Below are 17692 nucleotides of genomic sequence, written 5' to 3' on the forward strand. Positions count from 1 at the left end.
AAAAGGAAGGTCTTTGCTCTGATCCTGTTTGGAGAATATTGGAGAAGAACTTCCTTTTCTGTTTTATATCTCTTCTTAAAAATTTTGATTTACTAATATAGATTATCATGAAAAATAGTATACTACTCCTTTGCGTAGTCATGCTGGTACAGCCTTTGTTTGCACAGCAACAGGCAACTATTTCCGAAAGTGTGGAAACAATTAAAACGTATCCATTCTCCGATCCGGATCCGGTGGCCAATCCATCCGATCTGTATTATCCCTATTTCCGTTTTGACGGTTTCTCTGCTAAAGGGACTGATAAACAATGGAAAGTAGTTTCACTTGAAAACGAGTATATCAAATTGACTCTTTTCCCGGAGATCGGCGGAAAGATTTGGGGGGCAGTAGATAAAACTACTGGGAGGGAATTTATCTATAATAATCATGTCGTTAAGTTTCGTGATATTGCGATGCGCGGTCCCTGGACATCGGGGGGAATTGAGTTTAATTTTGGTATTATTGGTCATGTGCCGACCTCTAGCACTCCGGTTGACTATGTAACCAAACAGAAAGCAGACGGAAGTGTGAGTTGTTATGTCTCTTCCTATGAACTGGTAACTCGAACATTTTGGACAGTTGAAGTTAATCTACCGAAGGATAAGGCTTACTTTACGACAACAACGACTTGGCACAACAGTTCTTCCATCGATCAGCCTTATTACCAATGGATGAATGCTGGCTATCCGGCAGCCGGAAATGTCGAGTTCTGTTATCCTGGAACTAACTATATCGGGCACGGTGGAGAACTCCATTCTTTCCCTCTGGATGAACAGGATCGGGATATTTCCTGGTATGAAAAGAACGACTTTGGTAATTCTAAATCATACCATGTAGTAGGAAAATATAACGACTTTTATGGTGCTTACTGGCATGATTATGATTTTGGCTCTATTCATCATGCAGATTATGATGAGAAGTTGGGAATGAAGATTTTCTTATGGGGGCTTTCTCGCGAAGGTGGTATCTGGGAGGATTTGTTGACAGATACCGATGGTCAGTATATCGAACTTCAATCTGGGCGTATGTATAATCAACCTGCTTCTAACAGTAGCTTTACTCCGTATAAACATACAGCGTTCGGGCCGCAGGTAACGGATCAATGGACTGAGTACTGGTTTCCTGTAAAAGGAATCAAAGGAGTATCGAAAGCAGGTCGTATCGGTGCCCTGAATGTATTGCGTGAAAAAGGTTACCTAAAATTGTATTTTTCTCCTCTGCAGAAACTCTCTACGACTGTAAAGCTTTATGAAGGAGAAAAGGAAGTGGGTTCTTTCGCTCTTAACTGTGGAGTGCTTGAAACATGGAAAGATTCTATTCCGTTGAATGAGAGTGTTGCTGCCGGGAAACTGAAAGTAGTGGTAGGTGAGAACCTGTTGGTCTATTCAGAGGCTCCTTCAGATAATATAACGAGCCGTCCTAAACTAACACCAGTCGATTTCGATTGGAATTCCGTGTATGGTCTTTACACTCAGGGAGAGCAATGGATGAACCAGAAAGTACTTGATAAAGCGGAGAAGTATTTATTGTCCTCGCTGGAAAAAGATCCTTATTTCCTGCCCGCCTTGATTGGTTTGTCTTCTCTTTATTATCGCCAGGGTCATTATGAGGAGGCTCTTTCCCGTTGTAAAACCGCTTTGAGTATTAATACGTATGAAGGGAAAACGAATTATCTGTATGGTTTATGCAACATGGCATTGGGAAATAAAACGGATGCCAAAGACGGTTTTTCGGTAGCCTCTTATTCAATGGATGTCCGTAGTGCAGCTTATGAGAAGTTAGCAGAAATGTACCTGATGGATAATAACTGGTCGAAAGCCGAACATTATGCCTTGAGAAGTAAAGAGTTCAATCGAATGAATCTGAGTGCGGATCATGTTCTAATGGTGGTTTATCGTAAAACCGGTCAGCCGGATAAAGCGAAGGCTATTATCGACCCATTGTTGGAAGACCTTCCATTGTATCATGCCGCACGTTTTGAGAATTACCTGCTGAACAGAATGGATGAAAAAGACTTCGGATCTCTGATTCGTAACGAGCTTCCTTTCGAGATTTACATGGAATTGGCAGAATGGTATGAAGCAGTAGGTTGTAATGAAGAGGCCCTGACCTTATTATCTTTTGCAGAAAATTATCCGATTGCAGCTTATAAAAAAGCTTGGCTATTGCATAAGAGTGGAGATGAGGCCGGAAGCATGATTGCGTTAGAAAAGGCAAACGCTCAGTCTCCGGAAGTTGTATTTCCTTTTCGTCCTACTTCTTTAAAAGCGTTGGAGTGGGCAAAGACGATTCGGCCAGACTGGAAAATCAGCTATTATGAAGGTTTGATTTATTGGGTTAATCAGGATAAAGCGAAAGCATTGGCACTGTTTGAGGGGTGTAGCGGAGCGAATTATGCACCGTTTTATCTGAGTCGTGCTTCTTTAAAAGAGGGTGAATCCCGGTTGACGGATTTGTTAAAGGCAGAGCAGGTAGATGAATCGTGGCGCACCGGATTTGCTTTGATCAACTATTATATCTCCAATAATCAATGGCAACAGGCTGTTGAAATCGGAAAGAAATATATAAAAAAATATCCTTCGAACTATTATATTGGCTTGAAGTATGCAAAAGCATTATGTGAAACGGGCCAATATCAGCCATGTATCTCTTTATTAAGTAAAATACAGGTGTTACCGAATGAAGGTTCGTATGCAGGACGTGCAGTTTATCGTGAGGCCAATTTGTATCGGGTGATGGAACTACTGAGAAGCAAGAATTATAAACAGGTGATGAAAAGTGTAGAAGCATCGAAAGAATGGCCGGAGAACTTAGGTGTAGGTAAACCTTACGATAATATGATCGACAGCCGTCTGGAAGATTATCTGGAAGCAAAGGCGGTTGCCGGACAAGGAGATGAGCAAAAGGCATCTGCGTTGTTATCTGCCGTTGCCGGTTATCAGACATCCCATTCTTATTTCAATTCCGGAAATCTGTTAAGTGCTTTGGCTTTACGTGAGTTAGGAAAAGAGTCGGAGGCAAACCGTATGGTTACTTCTTGGAGTACGGATTTTCCGGAAAATCGTATAGCTGAGTGGTGTACTGCTATCTACCGTGGTGAAAAAGAGAAAGCTGCAGAAATGCTCAAGTCACGAAAGGAACAGACGGATACGACACCATGGGAATCTTCTTTCCGTGATTCTGATTTTGAGCTGATCGTCCGTTTGTTTTAATTTTTATGAGTTATTACTGCCTGTTTGTATGAATTGGCTGTAAGTGCATATCGACCTGGAGTGACACACTTATTGTTGCTTCGGGTTGTAATATGTTTCTTGGGCTTTTGTATTTTCTTTGGAGGATAAAATTATTATCTTTGGTGCTTTATTTCAGGAAGAAACATAAGAGCTTATGTTTAATGGAGGGAGATTGCGATAAGTATGGATAATGAACTTTTATATCGTCTTAAAAAAGGAGACAGGGATGCTTTTAATTCCGTCTATTGGCAGTATAGCTCCAAGGTATACAATACCGTTCTGTATTTGTTGAATGATTCTGATATTGCTGAAGATGTGGTACAGGAACTCTTTCTGACTATTTGGGAAAAACGCGAGAATATCCAGCCCGAACTTAATTTTGAAGCCTATATTTCAACCATCGCCCGTAATTTAGCTTATAAATATATTGAAGAAGCTCTTCATAAAAATCTACCGGTTGAAGATCTCAATGATGTAAAATGGATGTCTAGCTCAGAAGAAGATGCGATTGAAGCCGAATCATTGCGGGAATACATTTTTAATGTTATCTCGTCATTTCCGGAAATGCGTCGGAAAGTATTTATCATGAGCCGTTTTGAAAACCTATCGCATGCAGAAATTGCGGAAAAACTATCCTTGTCCGAACGTACGGTAGAAGCACATATCTATCAGGCTTTGAAAGAACTTCGTAAAGTGCTTGGAAATAAAGCGATAGCTTTCCTTCTTATTTATCTTTCCATGTAGTATACACTTCTTTTTACTAAATACTTCTTGCTATAAATGATAATCAATCTGTGAATTAAAGTTAAACATGTGCGTATTTTATATTTTGACTAAGTAGTAGATACATTTAACTGACTATTATAATAAACGAGTCAATGATGAGAATAGAATTACTTCACCGTTTGATAGCTGGTTCCACTACCGAAGAAGAAAACCGGGAGCTGATGGAATGGTTCCGGCAGTGTGCATCCCAGGAAGAGTTCTTCATGCTTTTTGAGAATGTATGGAAGGATAGTCCGGATGAGATGCCTAGGGACGTACAGGAACGTATGTATCGCAGGCTGAATCGTGATTTGGGTGAAGAGAAAAAAACGATAAAAGTTATTCCGTGGCATTCGTATTTTTCCCGGAAGATCTGGCAACGGGTTGCGGTGGCCTGCATAATCGTTGTTTTGAGTCTGGCTAATTATAATATGTTTCATAAACAAAAACAATTGTCGACACAAAATTTTACGGTATCGGCAGAGAAAGGGCAACGAGCTTTTGTCACCTTGCCTGATAGTACGAAAGTGTGGTTGAATTCTGATACGAAGATCAGTTATCCGGCAGATTATGGTATGAAAGAACGGAATGTGGCATTGATGGGAGAAGCCTATTTTGAAGTAGCTAAAAATCCGGATAAACGTTTTATTGTGGAAACAAAAGGTATGCAAGTAGAAGCTTTGGGAACTGCATTCAATATAAATGCATACAAAAATGATAATAAAATTATTGCATCGTTGTTTTCGGGATCTGTACGAGTGAGTTATGAGGATCATGTGACTATCCTTAAACCGCATGAGTCTGTGAAAGTCGATCTATTGACCCGGGATTTCTTCCAATACGAAGATAATACTATGAAGGATATAGCCCTTTGGCGGGAGAATGAAATCACATTCGATGGCGAGTCGCTGGAGGAAATCGCACACATAATAAATCGCCTGTACAATACGACTATATATATAGAAGATGAATCATTAAAGAAAGAATGTTATATAGGCACTGTCCGAAATAATAGCCTTGAAAACTTTATCGACATCATCAACCTGACTACTCCCGTGGTATATGAAAATAAAGGAGATACTGTATTCCTGAAAAGAAGGGATCCTTAACAGGGCCTGTTAACCATATATAGAAATAAATCTAATGTCTAATCTAACAAAATGCCTATGAGGAAGGAATAAAAGAAAAGAAGAGAGGTAACCCTTTACAGAGTTACCTCACCAATACAGTTTTAGCAGATATCCCTAAAGTTGATATAGCCGATGTAGGAGACCGACTATTATTAACAGGACTCTTCTGCTTACAAAGTTACAAACATTTATTTTATCTACATCTTATTTCTAATTAAAAGAAAAATGAGTAACATGAAGCATTTATTTAAACAGATGGTTATTCTGACATTATTGTTAACCTTTCCGCTATTGGAAATCCACGCTCAGATAACCGTCAAAATGAAAGACAAACCCGCTTCGGAAGTGGTGAAGCAAATTGAAAAAGTAAGCAAATATCGCTTTTTTTATAAGAAAGGTCTTCCTGGTATGAATACCCCGATTACCGTTGAAACAAATGATCAAAGTATCGAAGTCGTATTGGGGCAAATCGTTCAACAGATACCTGTTGCTTATGCCATAAAAGGAGAGACTCAGGTAGTACTTACTGAACCTGAACTTCAGAATACGAATACCAATCTTACTAAATTTGTGAAAGGAACCGTAACTGATGCGAATGGAGAACCCATTATCGGAGCGAATATTATGGAAAAAGGAACGATTAATGGAACGATTACCGATATGGATGGTAACTTTTCACTAACTGTAAAAGAGGGAGCAATTTTGGTCGTTTCGTATGTTGGTTATATTACTCAGGACTTACCGGTTAAGAATAGGGCTACACTGGTTATTCATTTGAAAGAGAATTCGCAGGCCCTGGGAGAAGTTGTAGTTACAGCTTTAGGTATTAAAAGAGAAGAAAAAGCCTTAGGTTATTCTGTTCAAAAGATGAGTGGTGATGATATGCCGATGGCAAAATCTGTCGATATTACTACTTCATTAACGGGTAAAATCGCCGGGTTGAATATTCAGAACAACACTGAATTTGATCAGGATGCAACGATCTCTTTACGCGGTTCCACTCCTTTGTTGATTGTGGATGGTATTCCATATGCCAATTTATCGATAAATGAAATAGCTGCCGATGATATTGAATCCGTAGACGTCCTGAAGGGAGCAACTGCTTCTGCTTTATATGGGGCAAGAGGTTCAAGCGGTGCAATTATGATTACGACAAAGAAAGGATCGGATAAGGAAGGATTAAACATTAATATTAATAGTAATACTATGTTTTTCTCCGGTTATCTGGCTTTTCCGGAAACTCAGCATTCATATAGTGCAGGTACCGGCGGTAAGTATAATAATAATTCAGTGTGGGGAGATAAGCTGGATATAGGACGAACGGCTGTTCAGTGGGATCCGAAAACGTACGAATATAGAGAAATGGAACTTACATCCAAAGGAAAAGATAATTTCAAAAACTTCCTTCAGTTTAGCATGGTAACAAATAACAATGTAAGCGTTACCCAAAAAGGGAAGTATGGTTCCTTCAGAGCATCTGCAACACAGGTTTATAATAAGGGAGAATATCCGAATCAGAAGTTGAATAAAATGACTTTTTCCGTAGGTGGTGAAATGAAATGGCAAAAGTTCTCGATGGATGCAACGGCAGCATACAATAAACGTGTATCGTCAAACACAGTAGGTTCGGGATATAGTAGTAGCTATATCTATAATATGGTAATCTGGGGTGGTACTGAATATGATATCCGCGATTATAGGGATTACTGGGTAAAAGGGAAAGAGAATGAAATGCAGAACTGGTATGATAAGAGTTGGTATGACAATCCCTGGTTTAAAGCTTATGAACAGATTACTTCCTATGATACAGATGTGTTCAATACATCCATCAATACCAGTTATGAGATTACTCCCTGGTTGAAGGCGATGGCTCGTGCCGGTGCTGATGTCTATAACAAACGGGAAGAATCCAGAAATGCGATCAGTGCAAACGGAGCATGGGATAAGAAAGGATATTACAGTATAAATAAAGATACTAAGTTCAGTGTTAATGCGGATGCTATGTTAATGGCCGATAAGACATGGGGAAAGTTTAATTTGAATGGAATGTTTGGCGGTAACATATTTTATCTGCATAATGATGATATGTTGAGTAAAACGCAGGGGGGACTCTCGATCCCTGGATATTACTCATTGAATTCATCTTCCGATCCTGTCAGTGCAACAAGCGGTTTGAAGCAGAAACGGGTAAATAGTCTATATGGGAAGGCTTCTGTCTCTTGGAATAGTACCTATTATTTGGATATTACGGGACGTAATGACTGGTCTTCAACTCTACGTTCTGATGAACGTTCTTATTTTTATCCTTCAGTGGCTGGTAGTGTAATTTTGTCGGAAATATTGCCGTTACCTTCCTGGTGGAATTTTCTGAAAGTAAGAGGATCGTGGACTACAACCAAGCAAGATGCAGAGATATATGCTAATAATAATGTGTACGGCATTACAACGAACGTTTGGGATGGTTTGTCTACAGCTTCCTATCCTGAAACTTTGATTGGAGGGATTGTCCTTCCTCAGAAATCGGAAACTTGGGAAGCTGGTCTGGCTCAAACCTTTTTCCAGAAACGGTTGAATATAGACTTTGCCTATTATCATAAGTTAGAGTCTGATTTTATTATTAATGGAGGCGTAAGTGAATCTACAGGATATAAATCTATCCAGACGAATAGTAAAGAACAGCGTTTACGTAGCGGAGTAGAATTAGTAGTGGGAGGGACACCCATCCAAACGAAAGATTTCAATTGGCATATTCTGACAAACTGGTCACACGATAAGTATACTTATCATAAGCTGGATCCTGATTATTCGACTAAACGTCCCTGGATTAAAGAAGGAGCCGATTGGGATTGGATTGCTATTAATGATTGGGAACGTGATCCGGATGGTAATATCGTTCATAACGGCGGTATACCTGTGCGGCAGACTTTCCAAAAGAAAGTGGGTAAATATGTCCCTGATCTGGTTTGGGGTATAACAAATACTTTTACTTATAAAAATTGGTCGTTAAGCTTTACGTTTGACGGACGTGTAGGAGGAACATCCTATTCCAAAACACATCAGATGTTATGGAATTCGGGAACACATGTGGATTCGGATAATCAGTATCGATACGACGAAGTAGTAGACGGAAAAATATCTTATGTTGGAGAAGGTGTAAAAGTTGTTTCCGGTGCTGTGAGAAGAGATCCGGATGGCAATGTGCTGGAAGATACCAGAGTCTTTGCTCCTAACGATGTTGTGGTGTCTTATGAAAGTTATATTACGAAATATCACGATTCCCATGCCAGTCCAAGTTGGCAAAATATGTTGAGCCAGACATTCTTTAAACTTCGGAATTTGTCGTTGACATATCAAATACCCTATGCTGTCTGCCATAAAGTGGGCATGAAGAATGCAGCAGTCAGCTTTACCGGTCAGAACCTGCTTTTGTGGGCTAAAGATTTTAAATATGCAGATCCGGAAAAAGGTGGTGAGAAAGAAGAACTGAACTCTCCCTCTCAACGATATATGGGTTTTAATATTAAAGTTGATTTCTAATAAAGTATACAAATGAAAAATATAAAAAGTATCAAAATAGTAAGCTGTTTACTGATCTATGTTCTTTCGTTTTCAGCTTGTACATCGACTTTTGACGATATGAATACGAATCCGGATGCTACGACACAAGTCAAGTCGTCTATGTTGGCAACCAACGTAATAAAAGATATGGTTACAAAGATATGGGAATATAATGAATTCCTGAGTCGACGGATGTTTTGGGGTGAACAAATTAATAATGCCCAGTATAACCGTTTCGGAGCAGATGATTTTTCTTATATTCGGATACTGACTAATGCGAAGCAAATGATGGAGTTAGCTTCTGAAGATGATAAAGATGCCTATTCCGGGTTATTCTATTTCATGAAAGGTTGGAACTTCTGGCGTTGTACGATGAGTATGGGGGATATCCCTTATTCTCAGGCTCTGGATATTGAGGCATATCGTTATCCGGTCTATGACAATCAAAAAGATGTTTTTATTGGTGTTTTATCGGATCTGGAAAAAGCGGATGAGTTCTTCGCCACAGCCAAAAGTTTTGAAGGGGATCCGTTTTATAAAGGAGATCCGGTGAAATGGAGAAAAGCAACGAATGTTCTTCGTCTGAAGGTGTTGATCTCCTTGTCGAAACGAGTAGATGATACACCAGAGTTGAATATTAAGGACACATTTGCAGAAATAGTGGCAGAAGGTAATCTGTTCCAAAGTAACGATGACAATTTGCAGGCTATTTATTCAGATAAGCAGGGGCAGCAGAATCCGTTTCATAATAGTTTTGTGAAAAGTATTAATGAGTATGCAGGTTCTTCTCTGTTAATCGATCCGTTGAAGAAGTTTGAGGATTATCGTTTGTTCTATTATTTTTCTCCGGCTCAGGCTATGACCGATGAACTGTATCTGGCTCCGGGACAGGAACTATTGGAGCCGAGTGACTGGAATGCTTATCAGGGATTGGATGTTGCTGCTGTATTTGGAGAAGAATCTAAAAAGATTGCAAATAAGTTGCATTCGCGCCCTAATGGTGTATACCGCTTAAGTTATGCAGGGGTACCTTATATTCGTTTAGGATATGCAGATATGAACTTTACGATTGCAGAAGCGATAGAGCGTGGATGGATAAAAGGAGATGCACAGAAATATTATGAAGAAGGTATCCGTGCTTCTTTCAATTTTGTGCGTACTACTGTTCCTGCGGAATATCGGAATGGAAGAGAAATAACAGATGAGTATATTGATCGTTATTTGAAAGGTTCTTATGTGGCTTATAATGCGAAAGGGACGCAGATGGATCGTTTGAAACAGGTCTGGATTCAGGCCTATATTGCTCGCTATTATCATATGCAATATGATGATTATTATGACTATCGTCGGAATACTTATCCGGAGTTCCCGATAAATCCGAATACGAACCTGAATGATGATAAGACTAAAATTCCGATGCGCTGGCAATATCCGGAGAACGAATTATTATATAATAAGGAACAATATCTTGCAGCATTGGATCGTCAATGGGGGGGGACGGATAATGTTAATAACGTGATGTGGTTGTTGAAATAATTTTTATTGAAAAGAGATGATTATATGAAAAAGATATTATTTTTATTACTCTACCTGCTGAGTGTGCCGGTATGGATAAATGCGGAAAAAATAAATGATACTTTTACTGTTTTCCAGATGAACTTATGGCATGAGGGCTCGAAAGTTCCGAATGGATACCAGGGCATTCTCGATGTTTTGGATGAGGTCGATGCGGATGTTGTTTTCTTGTGTGAAATCAGAGATTTTGATGGGAAAATGTTCATGCCTAGAATTTTGAAGGACTTGGAAAAACGAGGAAAGCATTATTATGGGGAGACTTTGGGGATGGTAGTTGGTCTTTTAACAAAGTATAAACCGGATAGTATCGTAAAATGCTGTATTGTCCCCGGTGATGAGAGTAGGGCAATGTTGAAAGCTGCAATTACGATTGCCGGACAATCGGTTTCTTTCTATTCCTGCCATCTGGATTATTTGCATTATGAATGTTATATGCCTCGTGGATACAGTGGTATGAGTTGGGAAAAAATAGATTCTCCGGTAACGGATGAAAAAACAGTTTTGGAGGCTAATCGATTAGCATACCGGGATGAAAGTATCTCTGCTTTTATTCAGGATGCATTGGCTGAAATACAAAAGGGTATTCCTGTTATTATGGGAGGTGATTTCAACGAACCTTCTCATTTGGATTGGCAGGCGAATACCAAAGACCTATGGGATCATAATGGTGCCGTTATTAATTGGGATTGTTCTGTCATGCTGCATAATGCCGGATTTAAAGATGTTTACCGTGAGAAATATCCGGATCCGGTTGCATATCCGGGATTCACATTCCCGGCTGGCAATAAATTGGCTGAAGAGGCAAAGTTGGAGAAGCTGGCATGGGCTCCAGATGTTGATGAACGGGATCGTATTGATTTTATTTATTATTATCCGACCTATGCAACACTTTCTTTGAAAAAAAGTATTCTTGTTGGGCCGTCTGAAACTGTCATCCGTGGAAAGATAGAAGAGAGTGATTCTCAGGACAAGTTCTTCACTCCGAAAGGAATCTGGCCGACAGACCATAAAGGTAATCTGGCAACATTTAAGGTTGTTACCGGAAAATGATAGATAATAATGGGCAGGAAGCAAGGAATATTGTTATACCGGTATCTGATTAGAACGGTAACAATGTGCTGTTGTTTTGTTGTACTATTTTACTGTCGATAATTGTCGGCAAGCTTGTTGATAGTTATCGGCAAGCTTGCTCACAATTATCGACAGATTTGTTTATAATTGTCGACAAGCAATTACTATGACGGGATCTTATCTTTTCTTTGGGATGAAATTCAGGTTATATCGGGTTGTAACCATGAATATTACCCTTTCTCCTTCAATAATTGTTCTAGCAAAGCGGACTTTTCTTTTTCAACGGCCAGCATGCGTTCAAAAAGGTCGGTGGCTTGTTTGTTCAACTCCATTATCTTCTCTAAAGGATGAATGGTATTTTGATTGTATTGATCATTTGAAATTATTCCTGTATTATAGCTTCCACTTTCAAAATTATTATTTTCAATAATAACTGACAGCGGATTTTCATCCAGTTCTTCAATGATCTTGGGGGAAATATTTAAGATGTTCGCGATTTGGATCAAGGTATCTTTTTCGATCACCCGTTGGCTTTCGATACGTGAAACCGCTTGCTGAGTAGTGCCGAGATCTTTCGCTAATGAGCTCTGTTTGATCCCCATTATATTACGTAATTTGCGGACGTTCGAACCCTGGTGAACGTTCTTTTGGATTTTCTCTTCTGTTTCTTTTTCCATATCGAACTTATTTTATTTGAGACAAATATAAGGACAAAACGATAAACTCTTTGCTTGTCATATGGGAAATAACAATCTATCTTGCTTTTTTCTTTTCCTGCATGCGATGTAAAAAACCTAGCTGTTTTGTGTATTTTACCTAAGCATGAATATTGGGGCATGAAGATATACTACTTTTCTTTGTAAAGGTATCGTGAAAGTGAATTGATAAAAAAGGAATAATGGATATTGCCGGGCATTGCGAACTTTTACGATTTGTGGCAGCTTCCGGTAAGAGGTGATTGGCGGATCAGAGGATAGTCCATCAAATAAGTAGTTTTATACTATTTTTTATAACAAAAATAAGTCTACATTTGCATTGGATTATAGCGTGCAATTATATAGAAAAAGATTTTAATTAGCTCATACAGCCATATCATTAAGAAATAGTCGTGATAATTACAGAATAATATTTGTTGAATATTTAACTTAATATATATTGAATATCTCTATTACAGATGATAAACTAATTGCTGCAATCGCAAATGATGATTACATCAGTTACAATAAGCTGTTTGTCCGTTACTACAGCCGTCTGTGTTGTTATGCCTATCGTCTGTTAGGAGAGAAAGAGGATGCTGAGGATGTTGTGCAGGAACTATTCCTTACCCTTTGGAACAACCGGAAGAGGATATTGGTTGGAGAGAATGTTTCCGGCTACCTGTATAAGATGGCGAGAAATCTGGCATTGAATCATATCCGTACGCGAACAAATTACAAAACAGTTTTAGATAACCGGGAAGAACAACTTCCTTATTACGAAGAAAATCCGCTTGAGACTGAAGAATTTCGCATGGCCCTTTACGATTGTATCAACCTGCTGCCTGACAGGTGTAAAGAGGTGTTACTCCTTCACCGCGTAAAAGGGCTGAAGCAAAAAGAGATTGCAGACCAGTTATCCATTTCAGTCAAAACAATTAAAAATCAGATATGGGTATCTCTCCAGAGATTGAAAAAGTGCCTTGAAGTAAAAGGTATATAAAATTTTTTAGGTCCGTATAGGACCTTTTTTGTTTTACTGTGTCTTAATTATAAAAGGAAGATTCATGGAAGAAAAAGAACATATAAGTGATCATATAATAGATTACCTGCTCAGCGGTGAAAAAGAGGTCACCGACCCGATCCTACAGGAATGGTTGGATCGAAATGGGGAGAACTGTCAGGAACTGGAGCGGTATCGCAGGATCTGGAAGGAATCCGGACATTATATGGATCCCGGTGTTTTTAATGTGGATCGTGCCTGGGAGAAAGTAGATACGTCTAACAGACAGAAGGCTCTTCTCCGGAAACGTATGAATAATATTTATTATACATTGTCAGGTATCGCAGCCTCTGTCTTATTGATGGTTGTTCTTTCTGTTACCGGAGTATTTGATAGGGAGCAGGATATCTCTGTCAGCTTGACCGCCGATTACGGGAACCGTTCGGAAATAGCGTTGCCTGACGGGTCGGTCGTAAAGTTGAATTCAGGGTCGGATATTACCTATGTGTATAACTCGAAGAAGAAAATTCGGGAAGTTCGTTTCCAGGGGGAAGGATATTTTGATGTATCGAAAAGTAAAATCCCTTTTATTGTGAAAATGACTGATGGAGTAGAGGTGAAAGTATTAGGTACATCTTTTAACCTGAAAGCGTATGCAGATGCCCCGACTATACAAGCTTCGTTGGTGGAGGGGCATATTGAACTGGGACATAATAATGACAAACTGAAGATGAAAGCAGGTGATATGGCAGAGTTCGATAAGCGGACTAGTACATTGAAACAGCTTAGTGGTGATTTGTCCCATTCTTATGGATGGCTGAATAATAAGCTTTACATGGATGATATGTCATTGGGGGATGTCTGTAAATATTTAGAAAGATGGTATAATGTCGATATTCATATTCAGGGAGATTTAGGTAAAAATATACATTACAATGGTGTAATACAGGAAGAAACAATTGCAGATGTATTGGAGGCCTTATCCCATTTAAGTAACATAGCCTATCACGTGAAAGGAAAAAATATAAGTATAACCCCTAAATAAGTTTGCCTATGAAGTAACAACCATGAAGCACGAAAAACGGGAAATGCAGCAACACTTCCCGTTCTATTTTTTGATCATTAATACACAGTGTGTCCAGCACTATTGTTAACTAACAATCAAATTACAAATATATGAAATTTTTTAATTTGTCAAGGTCGGAATCGTATCCGGCCCTTAAAAAGGTATACGCTATTATGAGATTGACAACATTAGCTTTAATTGCTTTCTCGCTCAATATCTCGGCTACCGTTTATTCCCAAAAGACGAAATTATCGTTGAACGTAAACAATCAGTCCATCAAGGAAATCCTTTTCCTGATAGAGAATCAGTCCGAGTTCCGGTTTATTTATGAGAGTGGAAAAATCAACCTAGATAAGAAAGTCTCTGTCCGCGAGAAAGACCAGAGTGTCGAAACGATCCTGAACCGTCTGTTTGCAAAGGAAGGGATCAAGTATGAGATCACAGAGAATAATCTTATTCTGATCAACCCGGCGGAAAAGAGTGGTGGTCCGGGAATGCCGGTTGTGGCACAGGGGAAAAAAGGAAATATTACAGGTGTGGTTACAGATACTAGCGGTGAGCCGATTATCGGTGCCAACGTGGTAGAGAAAGGAACAACGAATGGAACAATTACAGATATCGATGGGAAATATACTCTGGATAATGTTTCCGGAAAAACTCTTCTGATTTCCTACATCGGCTATATCAGTCAGGAAGTGCCTGTACGCGAAGGAGCTTCTGTTAATGTGAAACTACTGGAAGATACCCAAAATCTGGAAGAAGTGGTCGTTGTTGGATATGGTATCCAGAAAAAAGTGAATCTGACCGGGTCGATATCTTCTGTCAGCGCGGAGGATATTCAAGATTCTCCCGCAGGTAGTTTATCCAGTGCACTTGTCGGTAAGATGGCGGGGGTATTGTTGACACAGTCCGGAGGTAAACCCGGTGCCGGTGCCGATATGACGGTACGTTCTAAAGGAACCTGGAATGATTCGGCTCCTTTATATGTAATTGATGGGATTGTCAGAGACAAATTTGCTTTTGACGGCTTGGATGCAAGTGAAGTGGAAAATCTGTCTGTCTTGAAAGACGGAGCGTCTGCTGCTATTTACGGAGCACGTGCTGCAAACGGTGTTGTGTTGGTTACTACCAAGAAAGGTAAAATAGGAAAGCCAACCATCGCTTATACCGGTTCTATCGGTTTATCGGATGCAACTATGATTCCGGAAACACAGAATGCTTACAACCAGGCAGTTTTTATAAATGATAACAGGATTGTGGAAAATGTCGATCCTACGGATTTGAGTTATTATACGGATGACGAGTTGGAGTACTTCAAAAATAACAATTATAACTGGTTGGATGAAGCATGGAAGCAACCGTTGGTAACCAGGCATTCTTTGAATGTCAGTGGAGGTAACGAACGTGTCCGTTATTTCATTGGCGGTAACTATTACTATGAAACAGGTTCTTTTGATAATCTGAGTTTCAAGAAATATAATCTGAGAAGTAATCTGGAAGCGAACATAACAAAAGACCTGATCGTTTCTCTGAATCTGAATATGGATACAAGAAACGATGATAAACCATATTGGAGATACGACAATGATTCTGATAAGATGGATAACCTCTACAGGGGGTTGCTTTTCCGGACAGGACAGGTGCCTCCCTATATTAATGGGAAGCCTACCGGAAGTTTTGTGGAATGGCATCCGATTGAGCTGTTGGGAGGTAATACCGGTTATAACAGAAAGAAATATTCCAATTATGAGGCGAATATTTCATTACAATATAATGTCCCCTTTGTCAAAGGTTTGAGCCTTAAATTATTATTTAATAAATATGATAGGCACACTTTTATAAAACAATTCAACCGTCCTTATTCATTATATGAATATAAAATGACAGGCGGCCACAATCATATTATAACAGATGTAATAGACCGTGTCAAAGTGAGATCTGACGGTGACTTCTTGGAAGAGAAGTATGATACCCGTGACAGTTATCAGTTAAATGGATATATTACATATGCTAATAAATTCGGTAAACATGATGTAGGGGCATTATTTGTATATGAACAGTCGGAAGGAACGGTGGATTGGTTTAACGGCGTGAGAAATTACTTTATCTCCTCTGCGGTGGACCAGTTGTTTGCCGGTAGTTCTGACTCAAAGAACTCGACAGTGGACGGAAAAGGTGAAGAAACAGGACGTATCTCTTATATTGGTCGCCTGAATTATGGTTATGATGACAGGTATCTGGTGGAAGCCTCTTTCCGTTATGACGGTTCTGTCAATTTTGCTCCCAAAAACCGCTGGGGATTTTTCCCGTCTGCTTCATTGGCATGGAGAGTATCGGAAGAGAAATTCTTCAAAGAGAATGTAAAGTTTATCAACTATCTGAAATTAAGAACATCTATCGGATTGTTGGGAAATGACGGCATCGTATTGAAAGATAAGAATGCGATTAGCGGATGGCAATGGATGCAGCGTTATAATCTGGTAAACGGAGCATATTTCGGTTCGTTGAGCAGTGGAGTTGCTGCAGATGTAATTCCTAATGTGGATATTACCTGGGAAAAGTCTTTGACATACAATTTCGGTCTTGATGCTACTTTCCTGAACAATAAGCTTTCGATGACAGTAGATGCATTCTACAGGCATACATATGATATTTTGGGAGATCGGGCTGCCAGTATTCCAGCTACTTTTGGCGCGAAGATGCCTTCTGAAAACTATGGAGTGATCGATGCTAGAGGTTTTGAAGTAGAATTGGGCTATAATGACAGAATTGGAGATGACTTTAAGTATTATGTAAAAGGAAATCTGGGATATGCGGTGAATGAGGTGATCACAAAAGATGAGGCGGAGAATCTTCGTTCTTATAAGTCTGAGATCGGTTATAGCACAGATCGTAAAATGGGATATATTGCAACGGATATTATCCGTACACAGGCGGACTTGGATGCGCTGCCGGAAGGATATACAATCTTTGGTCAGAAACCCGAATTAGGTATGCTGAACTATAAGGATTTGCGTGGAGCGAACAGTGATGAGCCCGACGGTGTGATCGATGATAATGATAAAGACTGGATTATAAACCATACGACACCTCCTCTGAACTACGGTATTTCTTTAGGCGGTTCATGGAAAGGTATTTCTTTGGATATATTCTTACAGGGAGTAGCCGGACATGACGTGATGATCGCTATGAGAGGTGCTCAGGCACGTCCGCAGGAAACGAACTTCGATTTTTGGACTGACCACTGGACTCCGGAAAATGTAGGTGCTGCTTTTCCGCGTGCCTCTCGTAATGCAGCTGGTGAGGAATCGACATTCTGGATGCGTAACGGTTCTTTCCTGCGTTTGAAAAATGTGAATCTTTCTTATGCGTTGCCTAAATCGGTGTTGACTAAATTGGGGGTTGCCCAGCTGAAATTCTTTCTGACTGGAAATAACCTGTGTTTGCTTCAAAATAAGGTGAAATATTACGATCCGGAAAGTTCGACGATTTTCGATTATCCTATGATGAAGAGTTACTCTTTTGGTGTGAACCTTAGTTTCTAATATTAAAATTAA

10 protein-coding genes are annotated in these 17692 nt (G+C 39.5%); 9 read left to right on the top strand and 1 reads right to left on the bottom strand.

What is annotated here, in order from left to right:
• The first annotated feature begins 107 nt into the window (after nt 1–107).
• From HMPREF1536_RS09430 to HMPREF1536_RS09455, 6 genes are all read left to right on the top strand, one after another.
• The gene (locus HMPREF1536_RS09430) at nt 108–3251 is read left to right on the top strand and encodes a DUF5107 domain-containing protein (RefSeq protein ID WP_028730129.1); all 3144 of its coding nucleotides are present in this window, start codon (nt 108–110) and stop codon (nt 3249–3251) included.
• A gap of 204 nt (nt 3252–3455) precedes the next feature.
• Nucleotides 3456–4016: an RNA polymerase sigma factor gene (locus HMPREF1536_RS09435; RefSeq protein WP_044193562.1), complete on the top strand. Its 561-nt coding sequence runs from the start codon at nt 3456–3458 to the stop codon at nt 4014–4016.
• A gap of 134 nt (nt 4017–4150) precedes the next feature.
• Entirely contained in the window at nt 4151–5146 is a 996-nt protein-coding gene (locus tag HMPREF1536_RS09440) for a FecR family protein (RefSeq protein ID WP_225607965.1), read from the top strand.
• Between the two features lie 255 nt (nt 5147–5401).
• Entirely contained in the window at nt 5402–8704 is a 3303-nt protein-coding gene (locus HMPREF1536_RS09445; protein WP_225607964.1) for a SusC/RagA family TonB-linked outer membrane protein, read from the top strand.
• Nucleotides 8705–8716: 12 nt separating this feature from the next.
• On the top strand, nt 8717–10261 hold the full coding sequence (locus tag HMPREF1536_RS09450) for a SusD/RagB family nutrient-binding outer membrane lipoprotein (protein ID WP_028730133.1): 1545 nt from the start codon (nt 8717–8719) through the stop codon (nt 10259–10261).
• Nucleotides 10262–10285: 24 nt separating this feature from the next.
• Complete coding sequence (locus HMPREF1536_RS09455; RefSeq protein ID WP_028730134.1) at nt 10286–11350, top strand: endonuclease/exonuclease/phosphatase family protein; 1065 nt, start codon at nt 10286–10288, stop codon at nt 11348–11350.
• Nucleotides 11351–11601: 251 nt separating this feature from the next.
• Here the strand turns inward: HMPREF1536_RS09455 and HMPREF1536_RS09460 are convergent, their stop codons facing one another.
• The gene (locus HMPREF1536_RS09460; RefSeq protein ID WP_028730135.1) at nt 11602–12048 is read right to left on the bottom strand and encodes a helix-turn-helix domain-containing protein; all 447 of its coding nucleotides are present in this window, start codon (nt 12046–12048) and stop codon (nt 11602–11604) included.
• 478 nt (nt 12049–12526) lie between these two features.
• On the opposite strand from HMPREF1536_RS09460, the gene HMPREF1536_RS09465 reads away from it, so the two are divergent.
• The 3 genes from HMPREF1536_RS09465 to HMPREF1536_RS09475 all read left to right on the top strand — a co-directional run bounded on the left by HMPREF1536_RS09465 (nt 12527) and on the right by HMPREF1536_RS09475 (nt 17680).
• Entirely contained in the window at nt 12527–13069 is a 543-nt protein-coding gene (locus HMPREF1536_RS09465) for an RNA polymerase sigma factor (RefSeq protein ID WP_225607963.1), read from the top strand.
• Nucleotides 13070–13133: 64 nt separating this feature from the next.
• Nucleotides 13134–14114 carry a FecR family protein gene (locus HMPREF1536_RS09470; RefSeq protein WP_028730137.1) on the top strand — a complete coding sequence of 327 codons (981 nt, stop codon included), beginning with the start codon at nt 13134–13136 and terminating at the stop codon, nt 14112–14114.
• Nucleotides 14115–14308: 194 nt separating this feature from the next.
• Complete coding sequence (locus tag HMPREF1536_RS09475; RefSeq protein ID WP_028730138.1) at nt 14309–17680, top strand: TonB-dependent receptor; 3372 nt, start codon at nt 14309–14311, stop codon at nt 17678–17680.
• The last annotated feature ends 12 nt before the right edge of the window (nt 17681–17692 follow it).

The sequence above is a fragment of the Parabacteroides gordonii MS-1 = DSM 23371 genome, assembly GCF_000969825.1.
Taxonomy (GTDB): Bacteria; Bacteroidota; Bacteroidia; order Bacteroidales; family Tannerellaceae; genus Parabacteroides; species Parabacteroides gordonii.